The organism is Duganella sp. AC917 (assembly GCF_979258245.1).
In genome coordinates, this window is the sequence record NZ_OZ409848.1 from 5,378,689 (window position 1) to 5,395,476 (window position 16,788).

The 16,788-nt window shown below is 64.1% G+C and carries 14 protein-coding genes; 8 read left to right on the top strand and 6 right to left on the bottom strand.

Annotated elements, in window-relative coordinates:
* The first annotated feature begins 1 nt into the window (after position 1).
* From ACZ0BA_RS23505 to ACZ0BA_RS23525, 5 genes are all read left to right on the top strand, one after another.
* Positions 2-1,180 carry an acetyl-CoA C-acetyltransferase gene (locus ACZ0BA_RS23505; RefSeq protein WP_463453564.1) on the top strand — a complete coding sequence of 393 codons (1,179 nt, stop codon included), beginning with the start codon at positions 2-4 and terminating at the stop codon, positions 1,178-1,180.
* A gap of 91 nt (positions 1,181-1,271) precedes the next feature.
* Positions 1,272-2,012: an acetoacetyl-CoA reductase gene (gene phbB, locus ACZ0BA_RS23510; protein WP_463453565.1), complete on the top strand. Its 741-nt coding sequence runs from the start codon at positions 1,272-1,274 to the stop codon at positions 2,010-2,012.
* 108 nt (positions 2,013-2,120) lie between these two features.
* Positions 2,121-3,086, top strand: a complete 966-nt coding sequence (gene pip, locus ACZ0BA_RS23515) for a prolyl aminopeptidase (protein WP_463453566.1) — start codon at positions 2,121-2,123, stop codon at positions 3,084-3,086.
* 120 nt (positions 3,087-3,206) lie between these two features.
* Positions 3,207-3,653, top strand: a complete 447-nt coding sequence (locus tag ACZ0BA_RS23520) for a DUF2721 domain-containing protein (protein WP_090323960.1) — start codon at positions 3,207-3,209, stop codon at positions 3,651-3,653.
* A 23-nt stretch (positions 3,654-3,676) separates the two neighbouring features.
* Positions 3,677-4,129, top strand: coding sequence for a hypothetical protein (locus ACZ0BA_RS23525; protein WP_463453567.1), 453 nt, complete (start codon positions 3,677-3,679; stop codon positions 4,127-4,129).
* On the opposite strand, the gene ACZ0BA_RS23530 is transcribed toward ACZ0BA_RS23525, so the two are convergent.
* Positions 4,117-4,728, bottom strand: a complete 612-nt coding sequence (locus ACZ0BA_RS23530; protein WP_463453568.1) for an SRPBCC family protein — start codon at positions 4,726-4,728, stop codon at positions 4,117-4,119. The two genes, ACZ0BA_RS23525 and ACZ0BA_RS23530, sit on opposite strands and share 13 nt — an antisense overlap.
* Before the next feature lie 208 nt (positions 4,729-4,936).
* Between ACZ0BA_RS23530 and ACZ0BA_RS23535 the strand changes: the two genes are divergently transcribed.
* A complete protein-coding gene (locus ACZ0BA_RS23535; RefSeq protein WP_463453569.1) occupies positions 4,937-6,982 on the top strand; it encodes a 2,4-dienoyl-CoA reductase FMN-binding domain-containing protein in 2,046 nt (681 codons plus the stop codon).
* Between the two features lie 25 nt (positions 6,983-7,007).
* Here the strand turns inward: ACZ0BA_RS23535 and ACZ0BA_RS23540 are convergent, their stop codons facing one another.
* The 5 genes from ACZ0BA_RS23540 to ACZ0BA_RS23560 all read right to left on the bottom strand — a co-directional run bounded on the left by ACZ0BA_RS23540 (position 7,008) and on the right by ACZ0BA_RS23560 (position 13,550).
* A complete protein-coding gene (locus ACZ0BA_RS23540) occupies positions 7,008-8,732 on the bottom strand; it encodes a cation:proton antiporter domain-containing protein (RefSeq protein WP_463453570.1) in 1,725 nt (574 codons plus the stop codon).
* Between the two features lie 91 nt (positions 8,733-8,823).
* On the bottom strand, positions 8,824-9,276 hold the full coding sequence (locus ACZ0BA_RS23545; protein ID WP_463453571.1) for a carboxymuconolactone decarboxylase family protein: 453 nt from the start codon (positions 9,274-9,276) through the stop codon (positions 8,824-8,826).
* 73 nt (positions 9,277-9,349) lie between these two features.
* On the bottom strand, positions 9,350-10,795 hold the full coding sequence (gene pdxR, locus ACZ0BA_RS23550; RefSeq protein WP_463453572.1) for a MocR-like pyridoxine biosynthesis transcription factor PdxR: 1,446 nt from the start codon (positions 10,793-10,795) through the stop codon (positions 9,350-9,352).
* 29 nt (positions 10,796-10,824) lie between these two features.
* A complete protein-coding gene (locus ACZ0BA_RS23555; protein WP_463453573.1) occupies positions 10,825-11,946 on the bottom strand; it encodes a beta-ketoacyl-ACP synthase III in 1,122 nt (373 codons plus the stop codon).
* A 179-nt stretch (positions 11,947-12,125) separates the two neighbouring features.
* Positions 12,126-13,550, bottom strand: a complete 1,425-nt coding sequence (locus tag ACZ0BA_RS23560) for a S41 family peptidase (RefSeq protein ID WP_463453574.1) — start codon at positions 13,548-13,550, stop codon at positions 12,126-12,128.
* A 364-nt stretch (positions 13,551-13,914) separates the two neighbouring features.
* Here ACZ0BA_RS23560 and ACZ0BA_RS23565 point away from each other — a divergent pair, with 364 nt between their 5' ends.
* Both ACZ0BA_RS23565 and ACZ0BA_RS23570 read left to right on the top strand, forming a co-directional pair.
* A complete protein-coding gene (locus ACZ0BA_RS23565; protein WP_463453575.1) occupies positions 13,915-14,535 on the top strand; it encodes a hypothetical protein in 621 nt (206 codons plus the stop codon).
* Between the two features lie 144 nt (positions 14,536-14,679).
* On the top strand, positions 14,680-16,716 hold the full coding sequence (locus tag ACZ0BA_RS23570; RefSeq protein ID WP_463453576.1) for a M13 family metallopeptidase: 2,037 nt from the start codon (positions 14,680-14,682) through the stop codon (positions 16,714-16,716).
* Positions 16,717-16,788 lie beyond the last annotated feature (72 nt).

Sequence of the window (16,788 nt, forward strand, 5' to 3'; positions counted from 1 at the left end):
TATGGATGATGTAGTTATCGTGGCCGCTGGCCGCACCGGTGTCGGCAAATTCGGCGGCAGCCTCGCCAAGATCGCGGCCTCGGACCTGGGCGCGCACGTGATCAAGGGCCTGCTGGCCAAGACCGGCATCGATCCAAGCCAGATCAGCGAAGCGATCCTGGGCCAGGTGCTGACGGCTGGCGTCGGCCAGAATCCGGCCCGCCAGGCGGTCATCAAGTCCGGCCTGCCAGATTCCATTCCCGGATTCACCATCAACCACGTGTGCGGCAGCGGTTTGAAAGCCACCCACCTGGCGGCCCAGGCGATTAAATGCGGCGACGCACAAATCGTCATTGCCGGCGGTCAGGAAAACATGAGCGCCTCGCCGCACGCGATGCCGGGTTCGCGCGACGGCTTCCGCATGGGCGAGATCAAGATGGTCGACACCATGATCGTCGACGGCCTGTGGGACGCGTTCAACAACTACCACATGGGCATCACGGCCGAGAACGTTGCGAAAAAACACGATATCTCGCGCACCGAGCAGGACGAATTCGCGCTGCAATCGCAGCTGAAGGCAGAAGCCGCTCAAAAAGAAGGCAAGTTCAAGGACGAGATCCTGCCGCTGGAAATTGCCAATAAAAAAGGCACCGTGGTCTTCGACAGCGACGAATACATCAAGCCAGGCTCGACCATCGAAGGCCTGGCCGGCCTGCGTCCTGCGTTCAACAAGGAAGGCAGCGTGACCGCCGGCAACGCGTCCGGCCTGAACGACGGCGCCGCCGCCGTCATCATGATGTCCGCCACCAAGGCCAAGGAACTGGGCCTGCCGGTGCTGGCCAAGGTCAAGGCCTACGCCTCGTCCGGCCTGGACCCTGCGCTGATGGGCATGGGCCCGGTATCGGCCAGCCGCCTGTGCCTGAAAAAAGCCGGCTGGACCCCGGACGACCTGGACCTGATGGAAATTAACGAAGCGTTTGCCGCGCAGGCCGTCGCCGTCAACAAGGAAATGGGCTGGGACACCAGCAAGATCAACGTCAACGGCGGCGCTATCGCCATCGGCCACCCGATCGGCGCGTCCGGCGCCCGCATCCTGGTCACCCTGATCCACGAAATGATACGCCGCGACGCCAAGAAAGGCCTGGCCTCGCTGTGCATCGGCGGCGGCATGGGCGTGGCGCTGGCGATCGAGCGTCCTTAACAATAAACATGCCGCCTCCGCGGTCGCGGGGCGGCGCGCGAACTTTGGTGTCAGCGAAGTTTGGTATCAACTACGAAGAGGGGACAATAAAATGGCAAGAGTTGCATTGGTAACTGGCGGTATGGGCGGTCTGGGCGAAGCGGTGTGTTTCAAACTGTCGGCGCTCGGCTATAACGTGGTCACGACGTATTCCCCTGGCAATCCGAAGGTCGAGCAGTGGCTCGCCACGACGCGCGACCAGGGTTTCAACTTCCGCGCCTATCCGTGCGACGTGGCGGACTACGACTCGGCGCAAGCCTGCGTGGCGGCCATCGAAAAGGACATCGGTCCGATCGACGTGCTGGTCAACAACGCCGGCATCACCCGCGACATGACCTTCAAGAAGATGGACAAGCCGAACTGGGACGCCGTCATGGCCACCAACCTGGACTCCGTGTTCAACATGACCAAGCCGGTGTGCGACGGCATGGTTGAGCGCGGCTGGGGCCGCATCATCAACATCTCGTCGGTCAACGGCCAGAAGGGCGCCTTCGGCCAGACCAACTACTCGGCGGCCAAGGCCGGCATGCACGGCTTCACCAAGGCGCTGGCGCTGGAAGTGGCGCGCAAGGGCGTGACCGTCAACACCATTTCGCCGGGCTACATCGGCACCAAGATGGTCATGGAGATTCCGCAGGACGTGCTCGACACCAAAATCATCCCGCAAATTCCGATGGCGCGCCTGGGCAAGCCGGAAGAAGTGGCCGGGCTGGTGGCCTACCTGTCATCGGACGAGGCGGCATTCGTCACCGGCGCCAACATCGCCATCAACGGCGGCCAGCACATGTCGTAAGGCGCCACGTGGCGCGGCAAGCATGCCGCCGCCGCAATCGAAGCCGGGTTCGTTCGCGATCCTGGCTTTTTTTTCGTACAATCTGCTATCGACGCCCAAAGGATAGCCATGTTCGACCCGATCTCGCCCCTGTTCCCGCCCATCCTGCCAACCCGGCACGGCATGCTGGCGGTCGACGACCTGCACACGATCTACTGGGAGGAGGTCGGCAATCCGAACGGTATTCCGGTCATCTTCCTGCATGGCGGCCCGGGCGCCGGCCTGTCGCCGCAGCACCGCCGCTTTTTCGACCCGGAACAGTACCGCGTGATCCTGTTCGACCAGCGCGGCGCCGGCAAATCGCTGCCGCTGGGCGAGTGCCGCAACAACACCACGCAACTGCTGATCGAAGACATCGAACGCCTGCGCGCGCTGTTCGGCATCGGGCAGTGGCTGGTGTTCGGCGGCTCCTGGGGATCGACGCTGGCGCTGGCGTACGGCCAGGCGCATCCCGAGCGCTGCCTGGGCTTTGTGCTGCGCGGGATCTTCCTGTGCACGCAGGCGGAAATTGACTGGTTCCTGTACGGCGCGCAGTGGTTCCACCCGGAGGTGTACGAGGAGTTCATCGCGCCGATTCCGGAGGCGGAGCGCGGCAACCTGCTGAAGGCCTATGTCGACCGCATCATGAGCGACGATCCGGAGGTGCACTGGCCGGCGGTGCGCGCGTGGAGCCGCTTCGAAGGCCGCCGCGTATTCCTGCTGCCGCAGCCGGAAGACCCGCCGTCGGACGCGCTCGACCTGGGCGTGGGACGGCTGGAATCGCACTATATGGCCAATCTGGGCTTCTTCGACGAGGGGCAGCTGATGCGCGACATCGGCCGCATCGCCCATCTGCCGGCGGTGATCGTGCAGGGCCGTTACGACGTGATTTGTCCGCCGGTGTCGGCCTGGCGCCTGCGCGAAGCGTGGCCGGGCGCGGTGCTGCACATGATTCCCGACGCCGGCCACGGCGCGATGGAAAAGGGTATCGCCCGCGCGCTGGTCGGCGCGACCGAGCAGTTCAAGCGCAGCCGCGCATTTGCCGCAATTACCTAGAGAGGATGCAGATTCGGGGCAGGAAACGGCCCGGGCACGCCCCGGGCTGCTACACTACGGCTTCAGTAGCAATATCGACAGCCCAGAGAGGCGCGCATTAACACCAGCTTACATGCACTCATGAATATACAGATCGGCGATATCGGCCACATTATCCAGCTGGCCATCGCGCCGGTGTTCCTGCTGACGGGCGTGTGCACCAACCTGATGGTGCTGACCAACCGGCTGGCACGCATCATCGACCGCTCGCGGGTGCTGGAGGACCGGCTCGACATCGGTTACAGCGACGTTTATCTGAACGAACTCGATGTGCTATACCGGCGATCGCACCTGATCAATGCTTCGATCACCTTGTCCACCGCCTGCGGCCTGCTGATTTGCCTGGTCATCGCGATGCTGTTTTTGGGCGATATCACCAACACCCCGCTGGACAAATACATCGCCGGCATGTTCGTGGTGGCGATGCTGGCGCTGATCGGCAGCTTCTGCTACCTGCTGCGCGAGATCTTCATCGCGTCGGCGGCGATGCGCTCGCACCGCCACGTGCGCCGCGCCCCGGTCAAATAACCTGTAAAGAATAGAGTACCAACATGCACGACTACCAACGCCCTCCAACCCTGCACCGCTACGGCGTGCGCGAAGACCTGGAACTGGCGCTGACCCAGGGCCAGTTCATCCTCGTCCCGGCTTCCAACTGCCTGACCCTGAGCTTCTCGAAGGCGTGGGACCGCAAGCTGTTCGAGCTGTTCTCGGCCGACGCCTGCCTGATCATCCACAACTCCGAGGAATTCGGCGAGCGCCTGCACCGCGCGGTGCAGCGCACGCTCCCCAGCTGGGCGGGCATCGACGGCGCCGTCGAATACGGCACCCGCGCCGCGCTGGGCGCCGCCTTCACCAAGACGGCCGCCGAAGCGCAGGAGCAGGAGTGGCAGTTCGCCTGGCGCTCGATGCAGAGCAAATTGAGTTTGAATCCGGTGCTGGTGAAGATCGGCAGCCTGGAAAACTTCGCCGAGCTGCGCTCGCGCGATACCTACCTGGCCTGATTGGGCGCCGTCGGCGCCGGCGGCGTGACGGGAACGGCCGGCGTGGCCTGGACCGACGGCTGGCCACCGCGTTTGGCCGTGTCGTCGCGGCGCTCGATGCGCGCCACGACGGCGCTCATCATGTGTTCGATATCGTGGCGTATCATGTTCGCGCCCAGGATGCCCGGCACATAGAAGTTCGGCACCAGCCGGCCGCTGTAGATGATTTTGGTGCCGCCGGTTTCGGGCACCGGTACCAATTCCCACTTCGATTCGTAGTGCTTCATGTCGCCCGATATCAGCGAGATATCGATCGACGACATCGGCTGCTCGGTCGCCCGCACGATCAGATGGATCGCCTTGGACATGAACAAAAAGCGCGCCACGCCGAATTGTTCGATGATCACTTCATTCCCGTTGCGCGACAGGACCTTGCACGACTCCAGGTCCGGCACGAATTCGGACATCCGTTCATAACCTGTCAGCACGCGCCATACCTTCGGCAGTGGCGCCGCCACTGTCGCTGTGGCGTCCACTTCGTACATGTGCTGCGCGTCGGCGTCCACGCGATTGACCGAGACCTCAAGCTTTGGCAGTTCAAGCTTCGGTGCTTGTGCCATCACCACCGGGGCAGTCACACCTAACAACAAAAACAGAAGGAATCGCATCATCGTTCCAGCGTAAGGGAAAGGGTGTCAGAATACAAGCGAAGCGCCATCACGTTACAAAATACACGCGGTGCCGGGCCTTTAGAAGCCCGGGTCTAGGGAATTCGGTTTTAATGCGGGCATGATGTCTGACGCATCACATCTGGACCATATAACCATAATGACAAATACACCATACCCCCACCTGCTCGCGCCCCTCGACCTGGGCTTCACGACGCTGCGCAACCGCGTCGTCATGGGATCGATGCACACCGGGCTTGAGGACCGCTTCTACAACTACGGCAAGCTCGCCGCGTTCTACCGGGAGCGCGCGCGCGGAGGTGTGGGCCTGATCGTCACCGGCGGTATTTCTCCCAACCGCTCCGGATGGTTGCTGCCCTTTGGCGGGACGCTCAACTTCAAGGGCGACGTGCGCAATCACCGGCGCGTCACCAGCGCGGTGCACGAGGAGGGCGGCAAGATCCTGATGCAGATCCTGCACGCGGGCCGCTACGGATATCAGCCGTTCGTGGTGTCGGCGTCGGACAAAAAATCGCCGATCTCGCCGTTCAAGCCGCGCGCGCTGACCGAAGCCGGCATCGAACAGACGATACGCGACTATGCGCGTTGCGCCAGACTGGCGCGCGACGCCGGCTACGACGGCATCGAGGTGATGGGCAGCGAAGGCTATCTGCTCAACCAGTTCCTGTGCGCGCGCACCAATCTGCGCACCGACCGCTGGGGCGGCAGCATCGAGAACCGCATGCGGCTGCCGGTGGAAATCGTCAAGCGCATCCGCGCCGAAGTCGGTCATGACTTCATCATCATGTACCGCCACTCGCTGCTCGACCTGGTCGACGGCGGCAATACCTGGGCGGACGTGGTGGCGGTGGCCAAGGCGCTGCAGCATGCCGGCGTCTCGATCCTTAACAGCGGCTACGGCTGGCACGAGGCGCGGGTGCCGACCATCGTCACGTCGGTGCCGCGCGCGGCATTCGCCGGCATCGCAGGCCGCCTGCGGCTGGAGGTGACGATACCGGTGGTGGCGTCGAACCGCATCAACATGCCGGCCGAGGCGGAAGGAATTTTGCAGCGCGGCGACGCCGACATGATATCGATGGCGCGTCCCTTCCTGGCGGACTCGCATTTTGTCGCCAAGGCGGCGCAGGGCAAGGCCGATGAAATCAACACCTGCATCGGCTGCAACCAGGCCTGCCTCGATCACACCTTCTCCAACAAGCGGGCGAGTTGCCTGGTCAACCCGCGCGCCTGCCACGAGACGGAACTGGTGTACGCGAAGACGGCCAGGCCGCGCCGCGTGGCGGTGGTCGGCGCCGGGCCGGCCGGATTGTCGGCGGCGACGGTGGCGGCCGAATGCGGCCACGATGTCACGCTGTTTGACTCCGCCGACAGTGTCGGCGGCCAGTTCAAGATCGCCATGCAAATTCCCGGCAAGGAGGAATTCGCCGAGACCATACGCTACTTCCGCCGCCGGATCGATTTGACCGGCGTGAAGCTCAAGCTGGGCGTGCGTGTGACGCGCGAGCAGCTGATCGCCGAGGGCTACGACGAGGTGGTGGTCGCCACCGGCATCAAGGTGCGCCGCCCGCCGATCGAGGGCATCGATCATCCCAAGGTGCTGTCGTACATCGACCTGTTGCAGAACAAGGCGCCGGTGGGCAAGCGCGTGGCCATCATCGGCGCCGGCGGTATCGGTTTCGATGTCGGCGAATATCTGCTGCACGATGCCAGGCATCCGTTGCCGCTGGCGCTGGATGTCTGGGCCAGGGAGTGGGGCGTGGGCTTGAAGGGCGATACGCCGGGCGGCCTGGTCGCGCCGGAGACGCCGCAGCCGGTGCGGCAGTTGTATCTGCTGCAGCGCAAGACCTCCAAGCTGGGCGCGGGGCTGGGCAAAACATCCGGGTGGGTGCACCGCGCGGTCCTCGCGCGCAATGGCGTGGTGATGATCGCCGGTGTGCAGTACGACCGCATCGACGATCAGGGCTTGCATATCACCGTCGGCGGCGAGCAGCGCTTGCTGTCGGTGGATAACGTGGTGGTGTGCGCGGGGCAGGACAGTCTGACCGAGTTGATGCCGTCCGAGGAGGAAGTGAAAGCGAATCCGTCGTGGCCGCGCTTCCGCAAGATCGGCGGCGCTGCGCTGGCGGCGGAATTGGACGCCAAGCGCGCGATCAAGGAAGGCGCGGAGCTGGCGGCCGGTTTGTGAAGTCACGCCGGCTTATCGGCCCAACTTAGTGTCCGCCGCTCTTGCGCTCGAAATTGGTGACGACGAACTCCGTCATGCCATTGGCCAGTTCCTCTTCGCCGATGAAGATTTTTCCGGCCAATTCGCCGCGCAGCAGCTCCGCTTCCTCTTCGTTATGCGTGCGCACCACGGTCTTGATGTTCGGGTTGAGCAAACGCGCCGTCTCCACCATCGCGCGCACGTGGAAGGTATCCGGCGTCGCGATCACCAGCATGCCGGCGCGCGCGATGTGCGCCTGGATCAGCACCGCCGGCTCGCCCGCGTTGCCGGCCACCGCGTGGATGCCTTCCTTGCGCAGCTGGTCGACGATCTCGCGGTTCTGCTCCGCCACCACGAACGGGATGCTGTGCTTGGCCAGCACCTCGGCGATGCGGCGGCCCACGCGTCCATAACCGACCAGCACCACCTGCCCGTCCAGATGCTCGTGCGGCACCGACATCGGCAGCTCGGCCAGCGGATCGGCGGTGCGCTCGAAGCGCGACACGATCGATCCGTCCTTGCCCATCCACCGCTCCAGCGGCTTGGAGAAGCGGAACACCACCGGATTCAAGGCGATCGAAATAATCGCGCCGGCCAGTATCAGGCTTTGGCCCTCGATCGGCATCAGCTTGAGCGACAACCCGAGCGCCGCCAGGATGAAGGAAAATTCGCCGATCTGCGCCAGGCTGGCCGACACCATCAGCGCCGTCTTGGCCGGATAGCGCAGCAGCACCACCAGCACGAAAGCCGCCAGCGATTTGCCGAACACGATGATGGCCACCACGGCCAGCAGTTTGAGCGGCTGCTGCGTCACGATGGTCGGTTCGAACAGCATGCCCACCGAGACGAAGAACAGCACCGCGAACGCGTCGCGCAGCGGCAGCGATTCCTGTGCCGCGCGGTGCGCCAGCTCGGACTCGCGCAGCACCATGCCGGCGAAGAACGCGCCCAGCGCGAACGATACGCCGAAGTAGTGCGTCGAGCCGTAGGCGATACCGACGGCGGCGGCGATCACGCACAAGGTGAACAGCTCGCGCGAACCGGTGCGCGCCACCTGCCACAGGATCCACGGGAACAGCTTGCGGCCGACCACCAGCATCAGCGCGATGAAGGCGCCTACCTTGCCCAGCGTGAGCGCGAGGGTACCCCACAGATCGACTTCGCCGGCGGGGATGGCGACGCCGTGGGCGTCGAGCGACACCCCGCCCAGCGAGCCGGCCAGCGCCGGCAGCAGCACCAGCACCATGACGGTGACCAGGTCTTCGACCACCAGCCAGCCGACCGCGATGCGGCCGTTGAACGTATCGAGGATGCCGCGTTCCTCCAGGGCGCGCAGCAGCACCACGGTGCTGGCCACCGACAGCGCCAGCCCGAATACCAGGCCGCCGCCGATGCTCCAGCCCCAGAAGTGGGCCAGCGCCATGCCGAGCGCCGTAGCGACGGCGATTTGCAGCACCGCGCCGGGCAGCGCCACCTTGCGCACGGCCCATAAATCGTCGAGCGAGAAGTGCAGGCCGACGCCGAACATCATCAGCATCACGCCGATTTCGGCCAGCTGCGACGCCAGCGCGGCGTCGGCGACAAAGCCCGGCGTCGCGGGTCCCAACATGATACCCGCAGCCAGATAACCAACCAGCGCCGGTAGCTTGAGGCGCGTTGCAAGGTAGCCGAACACCAGGCCGAAGCCCAGCGCCGCTGCGATTGTGGTGATCAGACTGATATTGTGGGGCATGCGCGGGGGGCTCCTCTGGAGTTGGGGGACAGCCCAAAGGTTAGCACACGCCGGCAGGCCGACGACACCCCTGCACGCGATCGCGGCGCGCCTATTTGCCCAGCGCGGCCGGCACCAGGCGCATACCGACGCCGATGCGGTTGAATGCGCTCATCAGCGCGATGGACATCGTCAGATCGGCCAGTTCCTTTTCACCCAGCACGGCGGCGGCTTGCTGGAAGTCGGCGTCCGGCGCGTTGGTCTCGGCCACGCGGGTGAGCGTCTCGGCCCAGGCCAGCGCGGCGCGTTCCTTCTCGGAGAACAGCGCTTCGGCTTCCCGCCACACCGCCACCAGCACCACCTTGTCGATGCCGACGCCGTGGGCCAGCAGGTCGCGCGTGTGCATATCGATGCAATAGGCGCAGCCGTTGATCTGCGAGACGCGCAGATCGACCAGCTCCAGCAACTCGCGCGGCAGGCTCGATTCCTTTAAGGCGTTTTTCACGGCGCCGAAGCCCTTGTAGGCTTGTGGGGACAGTTTGAAGATGTCGAGTCGAGCGGTCATGGCGTTTCCTTGGTTGATTGCGGATAGCCGTATTGTGCGATTTCATGGCTTAGCCGGGAAGTGCCAAGATTAGTCAACTTAACTGGGCCATGATGCGAAGGGCCAGCTCGCGCGCCCGCCGTGGCGTATCGATATTGGTAAAGCTCAGCAGCAAGGCCGACGACGCCTGCGGCAGCGCGCTGCATTCGGACAGCGGCAGCGCGAACATGCCTTCCTGCCGCAGGCGAGCGGCCAGCGCGCGGTCGGTGTGCCGCGCGGGCATGCGCAGTACCAGGTGCATGCCGCCGGGTTGCGGATCGATGCGCAGGTGCTTGCCCAGCACTTTGGTCAACTCGGCCGCCACCATCTCGCGACGTTCGCCGTAGAGCCGGCGCATGCGCTGGATGTGGCGGGCGAAGTGGCCTTCGTTCATGAAGCTGGCGACGATGTCCTGGGTCAGCGCCGGTCCGCCGGCGGCAAAGGTCTCGCACACCGCCTCGAAGCGCTGCACCTGCGCCGGCGGCACCACCAGATAGGCCAGCCGGATCGCCGGAAACAGCACCTTGCTGAAGGTGCCTGCGTACAGCACGCGGCCCGCGCGGTCCAGGCTTTTGAGCGCCGGCAGGGGGCGGCTCACGTAGCGGTATTCGCCGTCGTAGTCGTCCTCGATGATCCAGGCGTCGCTGTGCGCCGCCCAGTCCAGCAGCGCGAGGCGGCGCGGCAGCGACAGCGATAAGCACAGCGGGCTTTGATGGGCGGGTGTGACGACGGCCGCCCGCGCATCGGGTGCGCTGGCGACGCCGTGCGCCACTTGCAGGCCTTCGTCGTCGACCCGTACCGGCACCGGGCGCATGCCCGCTTGCGTGAGCAGTTCGCCGGTGGGGGGATAGCCCGGGTCTTCGACCCACACCCGATCGCCGGAATGGAGCAGGGCGCGCGCGGCCAGCTCCAGCGAGTTGCGGTAGCCCGAGGTGACGAACACCTGCGCCGGTGCGCAGTCGATGCCGCGCGAGAGCTGCAGGTAAGTGGCGATGGCGGTGCGCAGCGCAGGCGTGCCGCAATAAGGCGGGTAGACCATGTCGGCGGCCTGCGTGGCGCGGATCGCGCGTGCGGCCAGCGCGGCCCATACCTTGCGCGGAAATGCGTCCAGCGCGGGCAGGCCCATTTGAAACGGCCTGCCGAACGGCGCCGGCGAGCCGGCCAGGTCGGCCGCCGGGTCTTGCGGCCGGGCCGATGGCGCCACCGGGGCGTGGCGCGTCAGCGCCGGCGAGACGACGGTGCCGGCCTGGCCGCGCGTCTCCAGATAGCCCTCGGCCGCGAGCAGCGAGTAGGCCGATTCCACCGTGCCGCGCGCCAGCCCCAGGTCCAGCGCCAGCGCGCGCGCCGACGGCACACGCGCCCCCGGCTGCAGCATGCCGTCAGCGATGGCGGAGCGGAAGCGGGTGTAGATCTGGCGGTACAGCGGTTCGGCCGCACCGTGGTCTAGTTGAAGGAAGTCCGATGGGCCTTTTTTGATGGTCTGGCGACATCGCAGGTTCATCCGACATCGTCAACGCGATCGTCGCTTCCTCAGACCTTGCGCACCACCACGCAGCCGATCGAGTAACCGGCGCCGAACGAGCAGATTACGCCCAGCTGGCCGGGGGCCATGTCGTCCGAGTACTTGTGGAAGGCGATGATGGAGCCGGCCGACGAGGTGTTGGCGTATTCGTCCAGGATCACCGGCGCCTCGCCCGGTTCGGCGTCGCGGCCCAGCACCAGGCGGCTGATCAGCAAATTCATGTTGAGGTTGGCCTGGTGCAGCCAGTAGCGGCTCACTTGCGGCACTTCCAGGCCGGCGCCGGCGATGGTGCTCTTGATCATCTCGGCCGCCATCGGGCACACGTCCTTGAATACTTTCCGGCCCTGCTGGCGGAACAGCTTGTCCGCCTGGCCGACACCCGACTCGTCGAAACGGTTCAGGAAGCCGAAGTTGTTGCGGATATTGTTCGAGAAGCTGGTCTTGAGCTTGGTGTCGAGGATTTCCCAGCGCTGCGCGCCCTTGGCCGTGTCGGCCGCTTCGATCACCATCGCCGTGCAGGCGTCGCCGAAGATGAAGTGGCTGTCGCGGTCGCGCCAGTTCAGGTGGCCGCTGGTGATTTCCGGATTGAGCACCAGCACCGCGCGCGCCTGGCCGCTTTGCACCGCCGCCACCGCCTGCTGGATGCCGAAGGTGGCCGACGAGCAGGCCACGTTCATGTCGAAGCCGTAGCCGTCGATGCCGAGCGCGCCCTGCACCTCGACCGCCATCGCCGGATAGCCGCGCTGCATGTTCGAGCAGGCCACCAGCACCATGTCGATATCGGCCGGCACGCGGTGCGCGCGGTCGAGCGCCTGATGGGCGGCGGCCACGCAGATTTCCGCTTGCAACGACAATTCCTCGTCGGCGCGCTCGGGGATGCGCGAGACCATGCGTTTCGGGTCCAGGATGCCGGATTTCTCCATCACATAGCGCGACTTGATGCCGGAAGCTTTTTCAATGAACGCCATGCTCGACATTTCCAGCGCGGTGACGGTACCTTCCGAGATGGCGGCGGCGTTGTCGGCGTTGAACTGCTCGGCGTAGGCGTTGAAGCACTCGACCAGCTCTTCATTGGAGATCGATTGCGACGGCGTAAAAAGGCCGGTACCGCTGATGACGGCTTGTTTCATGATTAAACTTTCGAATTAGGCAATGGCTTGCGCCAATAATGAGCCAAATTCTACACAATGACAGCATGATCCGCGTAATAAAGCGACGAAATTGAGGGGCAAAAAGAGAAACGGCGCCGAGAGGGCGCCGTCGTAGGGATGGGTTCGTGTCCGAATGACAGACTTGACCCCGGGTTGGGTTATTTTTTGATGTCGGTTTGCACGACCTTGGTTTCCTGCTTGGCCAGTTGCACCGGCAGACCCTTGAGCCGGTTGAGCGCCTGCGCCAGCTGGAAGTCGTCGCCGCTGCCGTATTCGAGCGGCTTGCGGGTCTTTTCCAGCGCGACGATGCGTAATTGCTCTTCGAGCTCGTCGCGCTTGGTCTTGGCGACTTCCTTCTCGAGGTCGTTGCTCAGGTGCTTGTCCAGATCGGCCTCGCGCGTGCGCAGCGCGTTCAGGCCGTCGCCGTCGGCGTTTTCGTCCACCGCCAGGTCCGGCGTGATGCCCTTGGCCTGGATCGAACGGCCGTGCGGCGTGTAGTAGCGCGCGGTGGTCAGTTTAACAGCGGTGTCGGCCGTGAGCTGGCGGATGGTTTGTACCGAGCCCTTGCCGAACGTTTGCGAGCCGATGATCTCGGCCCGCTTGTAATCCTGCAGCGCGCCGGCGACGATTTCCGACGCCGAGGCCGAGCCGGTGTTGACCAGCACGACCATCGGCACTTGCTTGATGGCAGCCGGCAGCTTGGCCAGCGCGTCGCTTTCGCTGCGCAGCGTGTAGTACTCGGGACGGCCGTAGAAGATTTGTTTCTGGTCGGGCAGCTGGCCGTTGGTCGAGACGATTGCCGCGTCCTTGGGCAGGAAGGCGGCGGCCACGCCGATGGCGCCCTGCAACACGCCACCCGGGTCGTTGCGCAGGTCCAGCACCAGTCCCTTGATGTTGGGGTCTTGTTTGTACAGTTCGACAATCTTGGCGGCCATGTCGTCGATGGTGGGCTCCTGGAACTGCGAAATGCGCAGCCATGCGTAGCCCGGTTCGACGATCTTCCCCTTGACGCTCTTTTGGTGGATTTCTTCGCGCGTGATGTTGAACACCAGCGGATCGGTCTCGCCCTTGCGCAAAATGGTCAGGCTGACCTTGGAGTGCGGCTCGCCGCGCATCTTCTTGACCGACTCGTCCAGGCTGAGGCCCTTGACGGCGGTGCTGTCGAGACGGCTGATCAGGTCGCCCGCCTTGATGCCGGCGCGCCAGGCCGGCGAATCCTCGATCGGGGCGACGATCTTGATGTAGCCGTCCTCGCTCTGGCCGATCTCGATGCCGAGGCCGACGAACTTGCCCTGCGAGCCTTCGCGCAGTTCGGCGTAGGCTTTTTTGTCCAGGTAAGCGGAATGGGGATCGAGCGAGGCGACCATGCCGGAGATGGCTTCGGTCAATAGCTTCTTGTCCTCGACCGGTTCGACGTAGTCGGACTTGATCAGCCCGAACACGTCGGCCAGCTGGCGCAGCTCTTCGAGCGGCAGCGTCGGCTCGACGGGCTTTTGCGCCATGGCGGAAAATTGAAGGGAGACGGCGATGCCGGCGACGACACCAAGGCCGACCAAACCGGAATTCTTGAGTTTCTTGCCCATGTTTCACCCGTTGGAACAATGTACAGAGAGCCATCCCGGCGAGCGAGTGCGCGCGCGATGTGCATGAGCTGAGTATAAACCTGATTTCGGGCAAGCGTAGTAGCCGTCACGAAATGATTTATACCTTTACGGAATTTTACAACGGTTGGCGTTGACTTTGAATCTATACCTACGCACGCTTGGCGTTGCATCAAGTTTGCATAATTTTACGCAGTGTTTCCTCCACGTTCACGTCGGTAAGCATTTGTAAGAAGTGCCGTCACGGCCGGGGGCGCGGCCTACACTGAACTCGTATTTCTCTCTACCCTGAAGTGGTTTTCGCCTGCGCCCCAAGCGCAGGCTTTTTTTTACCTACGGAGTTCCAATGCGCCTCTCCCTGTTTCCCTCCCTGACTTTTTCGGCCCCGCGCGCCATGGCTTTGGTCGGCGCGCTGCTGCTTGCCGGCGCGCTGCCTGCGCCGGCGCTCGCGGTTCCCGTCCTCGACATGCACGCCGAGGATTTCCTGCCGATGGCGGACGATTTGCGGAAGGCGCTGAACCTGAATCCCAACCAGCAGACGCTTTGGCAACAAACCGAAAGCAAGACGCGCAACCTGCTGCGTGAGCGCAAAGCCCGCCGCGAGCGCTTGCAGTCGGCGACCCAGGCCGGCACGCAAGGCGCCAATGTCGAGCTGCGCGATCTGACCAAGGCGATCGACGACGAGAGCAACGCCGCCGCCGCCGAGGAAAAGCTGCTGCGCGAATGGTGGCTGACCGTGAATGATGCGTTAAATGAAAGCCAGCGCCGCATCGTCGCCCAGCAGATCAGCGAACATTTGCTGCGGGTGCAGGACAACGGCGGCAATCCGCACAGCGGCGGCGAGCGCAAGGAGGAGGGCGGCGAGCGTCGCGGCGGCGGCGGACGCCGGGGCGGTGGCGGCGCGGGCGGCGTGGGCGTCGGCGTCGGCGCGGGTGGCGCGAGTATCAACCTGCCGGGCGGCGGTTAAGCTAACCGGCGTCGTGCCGGGCATGTATCGTAAAGTAAAAAAGTGGAGCGGTGGCACGTCGTCAGGGCCTCAAGCGGTAGAATATTTGCGCTGCCGTCACAAGCGGCCGACAATATGACTTGAAGTTCTCATTAAAGGACCACCGTGAACCGCTTTCTGCTGAGTACCCTGACCCTGAGCCTGATCACCGCTTTTGCCACTGCCGCCGACGATACCGCACCGCTGACTTCCGGCATCGAAGTGAAAAACATCGATACCAGCGTGCGGGTGCAGGACGATTTCTATACCCACCTCAACGGCCAATGGCTGAAGAACACGGAAATTCCGGCCGACAAGTCGAGCTGGGGTACCTTTGCCAAGCTGCGCGACGACACCACGACCGAGCTGCGCGGCATCGTCGAGAAGACCGCGGCGCAAAAAAGCAACAAGGCCGGCAGCGACGCGCAGAAAATCGGCGACCTGTACGCCAGTTTCATGGACGAGAAAAAGCTGGACGCGCTGGGCATCCGTCCGCTCACCGGTGAGCTCAACCGCATCCGCGCGATCAAGGACAAGAAAGCCTTCCCGATGCTGATCGCGCATCTGGACAAGCTGGGTGTCTCCACGCCGTACGGCCTGGGCGTGCGCCAGGACGCGCGCGAGTCGACCAAGTACGCTGTGAGCATTTCGCAAAGCGGCCTGGGCCTGCCGGACCGCGATTACTATCTGAAAAAGGACGACGCCAAACTGGCGGCCATCCTGGTCAAGTATGAGGCGCATATCGCCAAGACCCTGAAGCTGGGCGGCGACAAGAATCCGGAAGCCAACGCCAAGGCCATCGTCGCGCTGGAAACCGCGCTGGCCGAGGCGCAGTGGACCAAGGTGCAAAACCGCGATCCCGTCAAACGCTACAACAAAACCCCGATCGGCAAGCTGCCTGAACTGGCGCCCGCCTACGACTGGGGCCACGCGCTGGCGTCGGCCGGCGTGGCCAACAAGGTCGACTACGTGATCGTCAGCCAGCCGAGCTATCTGGCCGGCTTCAACGCGGCGCTGGAGAAGACCGACCTGGCGACGTGGAAGGCCTACTTCGAATGGCAGCTGCTGCGCAGCGCCTCGCCTTACCTGTCGAAGGACTTCGCCGACGCCAGCTTCGACTTCTACAGCACCGTGCTGACCGGCGTGGCCGTGCAAGAGCCGCGCTGGAAACGCGGCGTGGCGCTGGTCGAGCGCTCGATCGGCGAAGGCCTGGGCCGGCTGTACGTGGCCGAGTATTTCCCGCCGGAGCGCAAGGCGCGCATGGACCAGCTGGTGAAGAACCTGCTGGCCTCGTACAAGACCAGCATCGACGCGCTCGACTGGATGGGCCCGGAGACCAAGAAGGAGGCGCAAGCCAAGCTGGCCAAGTTCACGCCGAAGATCGGCTACCCGAGCAAGTGGCGCGACTACTCGTCGCTGGCGATCGTCAAGTCCGACCTGATCGGCAACGTGCTGCGCGCGGCCAACTTCGCCAACCAGCGCATGATCAACAAGCTGGGCAAGCCGATCGACCGCGAGGAGTGGGGCATGACGCCACAAACCGTCAATGCCTATTACAGCTCGACGATGAACGAGATCGTGTTCCCGGCCGCCATCCTGCAACCGCCGTTCTTTGACGTCAAAGCCGACGACGCCGTCAACTACGGCGCCATCGGCGCGGTCATCGGCCACGAGATCAGCCATGGTTTCGACGACGGCGGCAGCCAGGCCGACGGCGACGGCAACCTGCGCGACTGGTGGACCAAGGAAGACCGCGCCAACTTCAAGGCCAAGACCGACGCGCTGGTCAAGCAGTACGGCTCCTACAGCCCGATCAAGGGTTACAACGTCAACGGCGAGCTGACCCTGGGCGAGAACATCGCCGACAACAGCGGCGTGGCGATCGCCTACAAGGCTTACAAATTGTCGTTGGGCGACAAGCCGGCGCCGGTGATCGACGGCCTCAGCGGCGACCAGCGCTTCTTCATGGGCTTTGGCCAGGTGTGGCGCGTGCGCATGCGCGACGAGCAGCAGATTTTGCAGGTGAAAACCGATCCGCACTCGCCGGGCCAGTTCCGCGCCAACGGCACCATGGTCAACCAGCCGGGCTTCTACGACGCCTTTGGTGTCAAGCCGGGCGACAAGATGTATGTCGCGCCGGAACAGCGTGTCATCATCTGGTAACAATGACAACGCTGTGATATAAACTCCTGCAGGCCCTGCATCGTGCAGCGGCCTGTTTGCCTTTTTACATTT

What these genes read in the sequence shown, in the direction of transcription:
- ACZ0BA_RS23565 (WP_463453575.1), top strand. Translation starts at nt 13,915, where the DNA reads ATGCGCCTCTCCCTGTTTCCCTCCCTGACTTTTTCGGCCCCGCGCGCC.
- ACZ0BA_RS23520 (WP_090323960.1), top strand. Translation starts at nt 3,207, where the DNA reads ATGAATATACAGATCGGCGATATCGGCCACATTATCCAGCTGGCCATC.
- ACZ0BA_RS23505 (WP_463453564.1), top strand. Translation starts at nt 2, where the DNA reads ATGGATGATGTAGTTATCGTGGCCGCTGGCCGCACCGGTGTCGGCAAA.
- pip (WP_463453566.1), top strand. Translation starts at nt 2,121, where the DNA reads ATGTTCGACCCGATCTCGCCCCTGTTCCCGCCCATCCTGCCAACCCGG.
- pdxR (WP_463453572.1), bottom strand. Translation starts at nt 10,795, where the DNA reads ATGAACCTGCGATGTCGCCAGACCATCAAAAAAGGCCCATCGGACTTC.
- ACZ0BA_RS23535 (WP_463453569.1), top strand. Translation starts at nt 4,937, where the DNA reads ATGACAAATACACCATACCCCCACCTGCTCGCGCCCCTCGACCTGGGC.
- ACZ0BA_RS23525 (WP_463453567.1), top strand. Translation starts at nt 3,677, where the DNA reads ATGCACGACTACCAACGCCCTCCAACCCTGCACCGCTACGGCGTGCGC.
- ACZ0BA_RS23560 (WP_463453574.1), bottom strand. Translation starts at nt 13,550, where the DNA reads ATGGGCAAGAAACTCAAGAATTCCGGTTTGGTCGGCCTTGGTGTCGTC.
- phbB (WP_463453565.1), top strand. Translation starts at nt 1,272, where the DNA reads ATGGCAAGAGTTGCATTGGTAACTGGCGGTATGGGCGGTCTGGGCGAA.
- ACZ0BA_RS23555 (WP_463453573.1), bottom strand. Translation starts at nt 11,946, where the DNA reads ATGAAACAAGCCGTCATCAGCGGTACCGGCCTTTTTACGCCGTCGCAA.
- ACZ0BA_RS23530 (WP_463453568.1), bottom strand. Translation starts at nt 4,728, where the DNA reads ATGGCACAAGCACCGAAGCTTGAACTGCCAAAGCTTGAGGTCTCGGTC.
- ACZ0BA_RS23545 (WP_463453571.1), bottom strand. Translation starts at nt 9,276, where the DNA reads ATGACCGCTCGACTCGACATCTTCAAACTGTCCCCACAAGCCTACAAG.
- ACZ0BA_RS23540 (WP_463453570.1), bottom strand. Translation starts at nt 8,732, where the DNA reads ATGCCCCACAATATCAGTCTGATCACCACAATCGCAGCGGCGCTGGGC.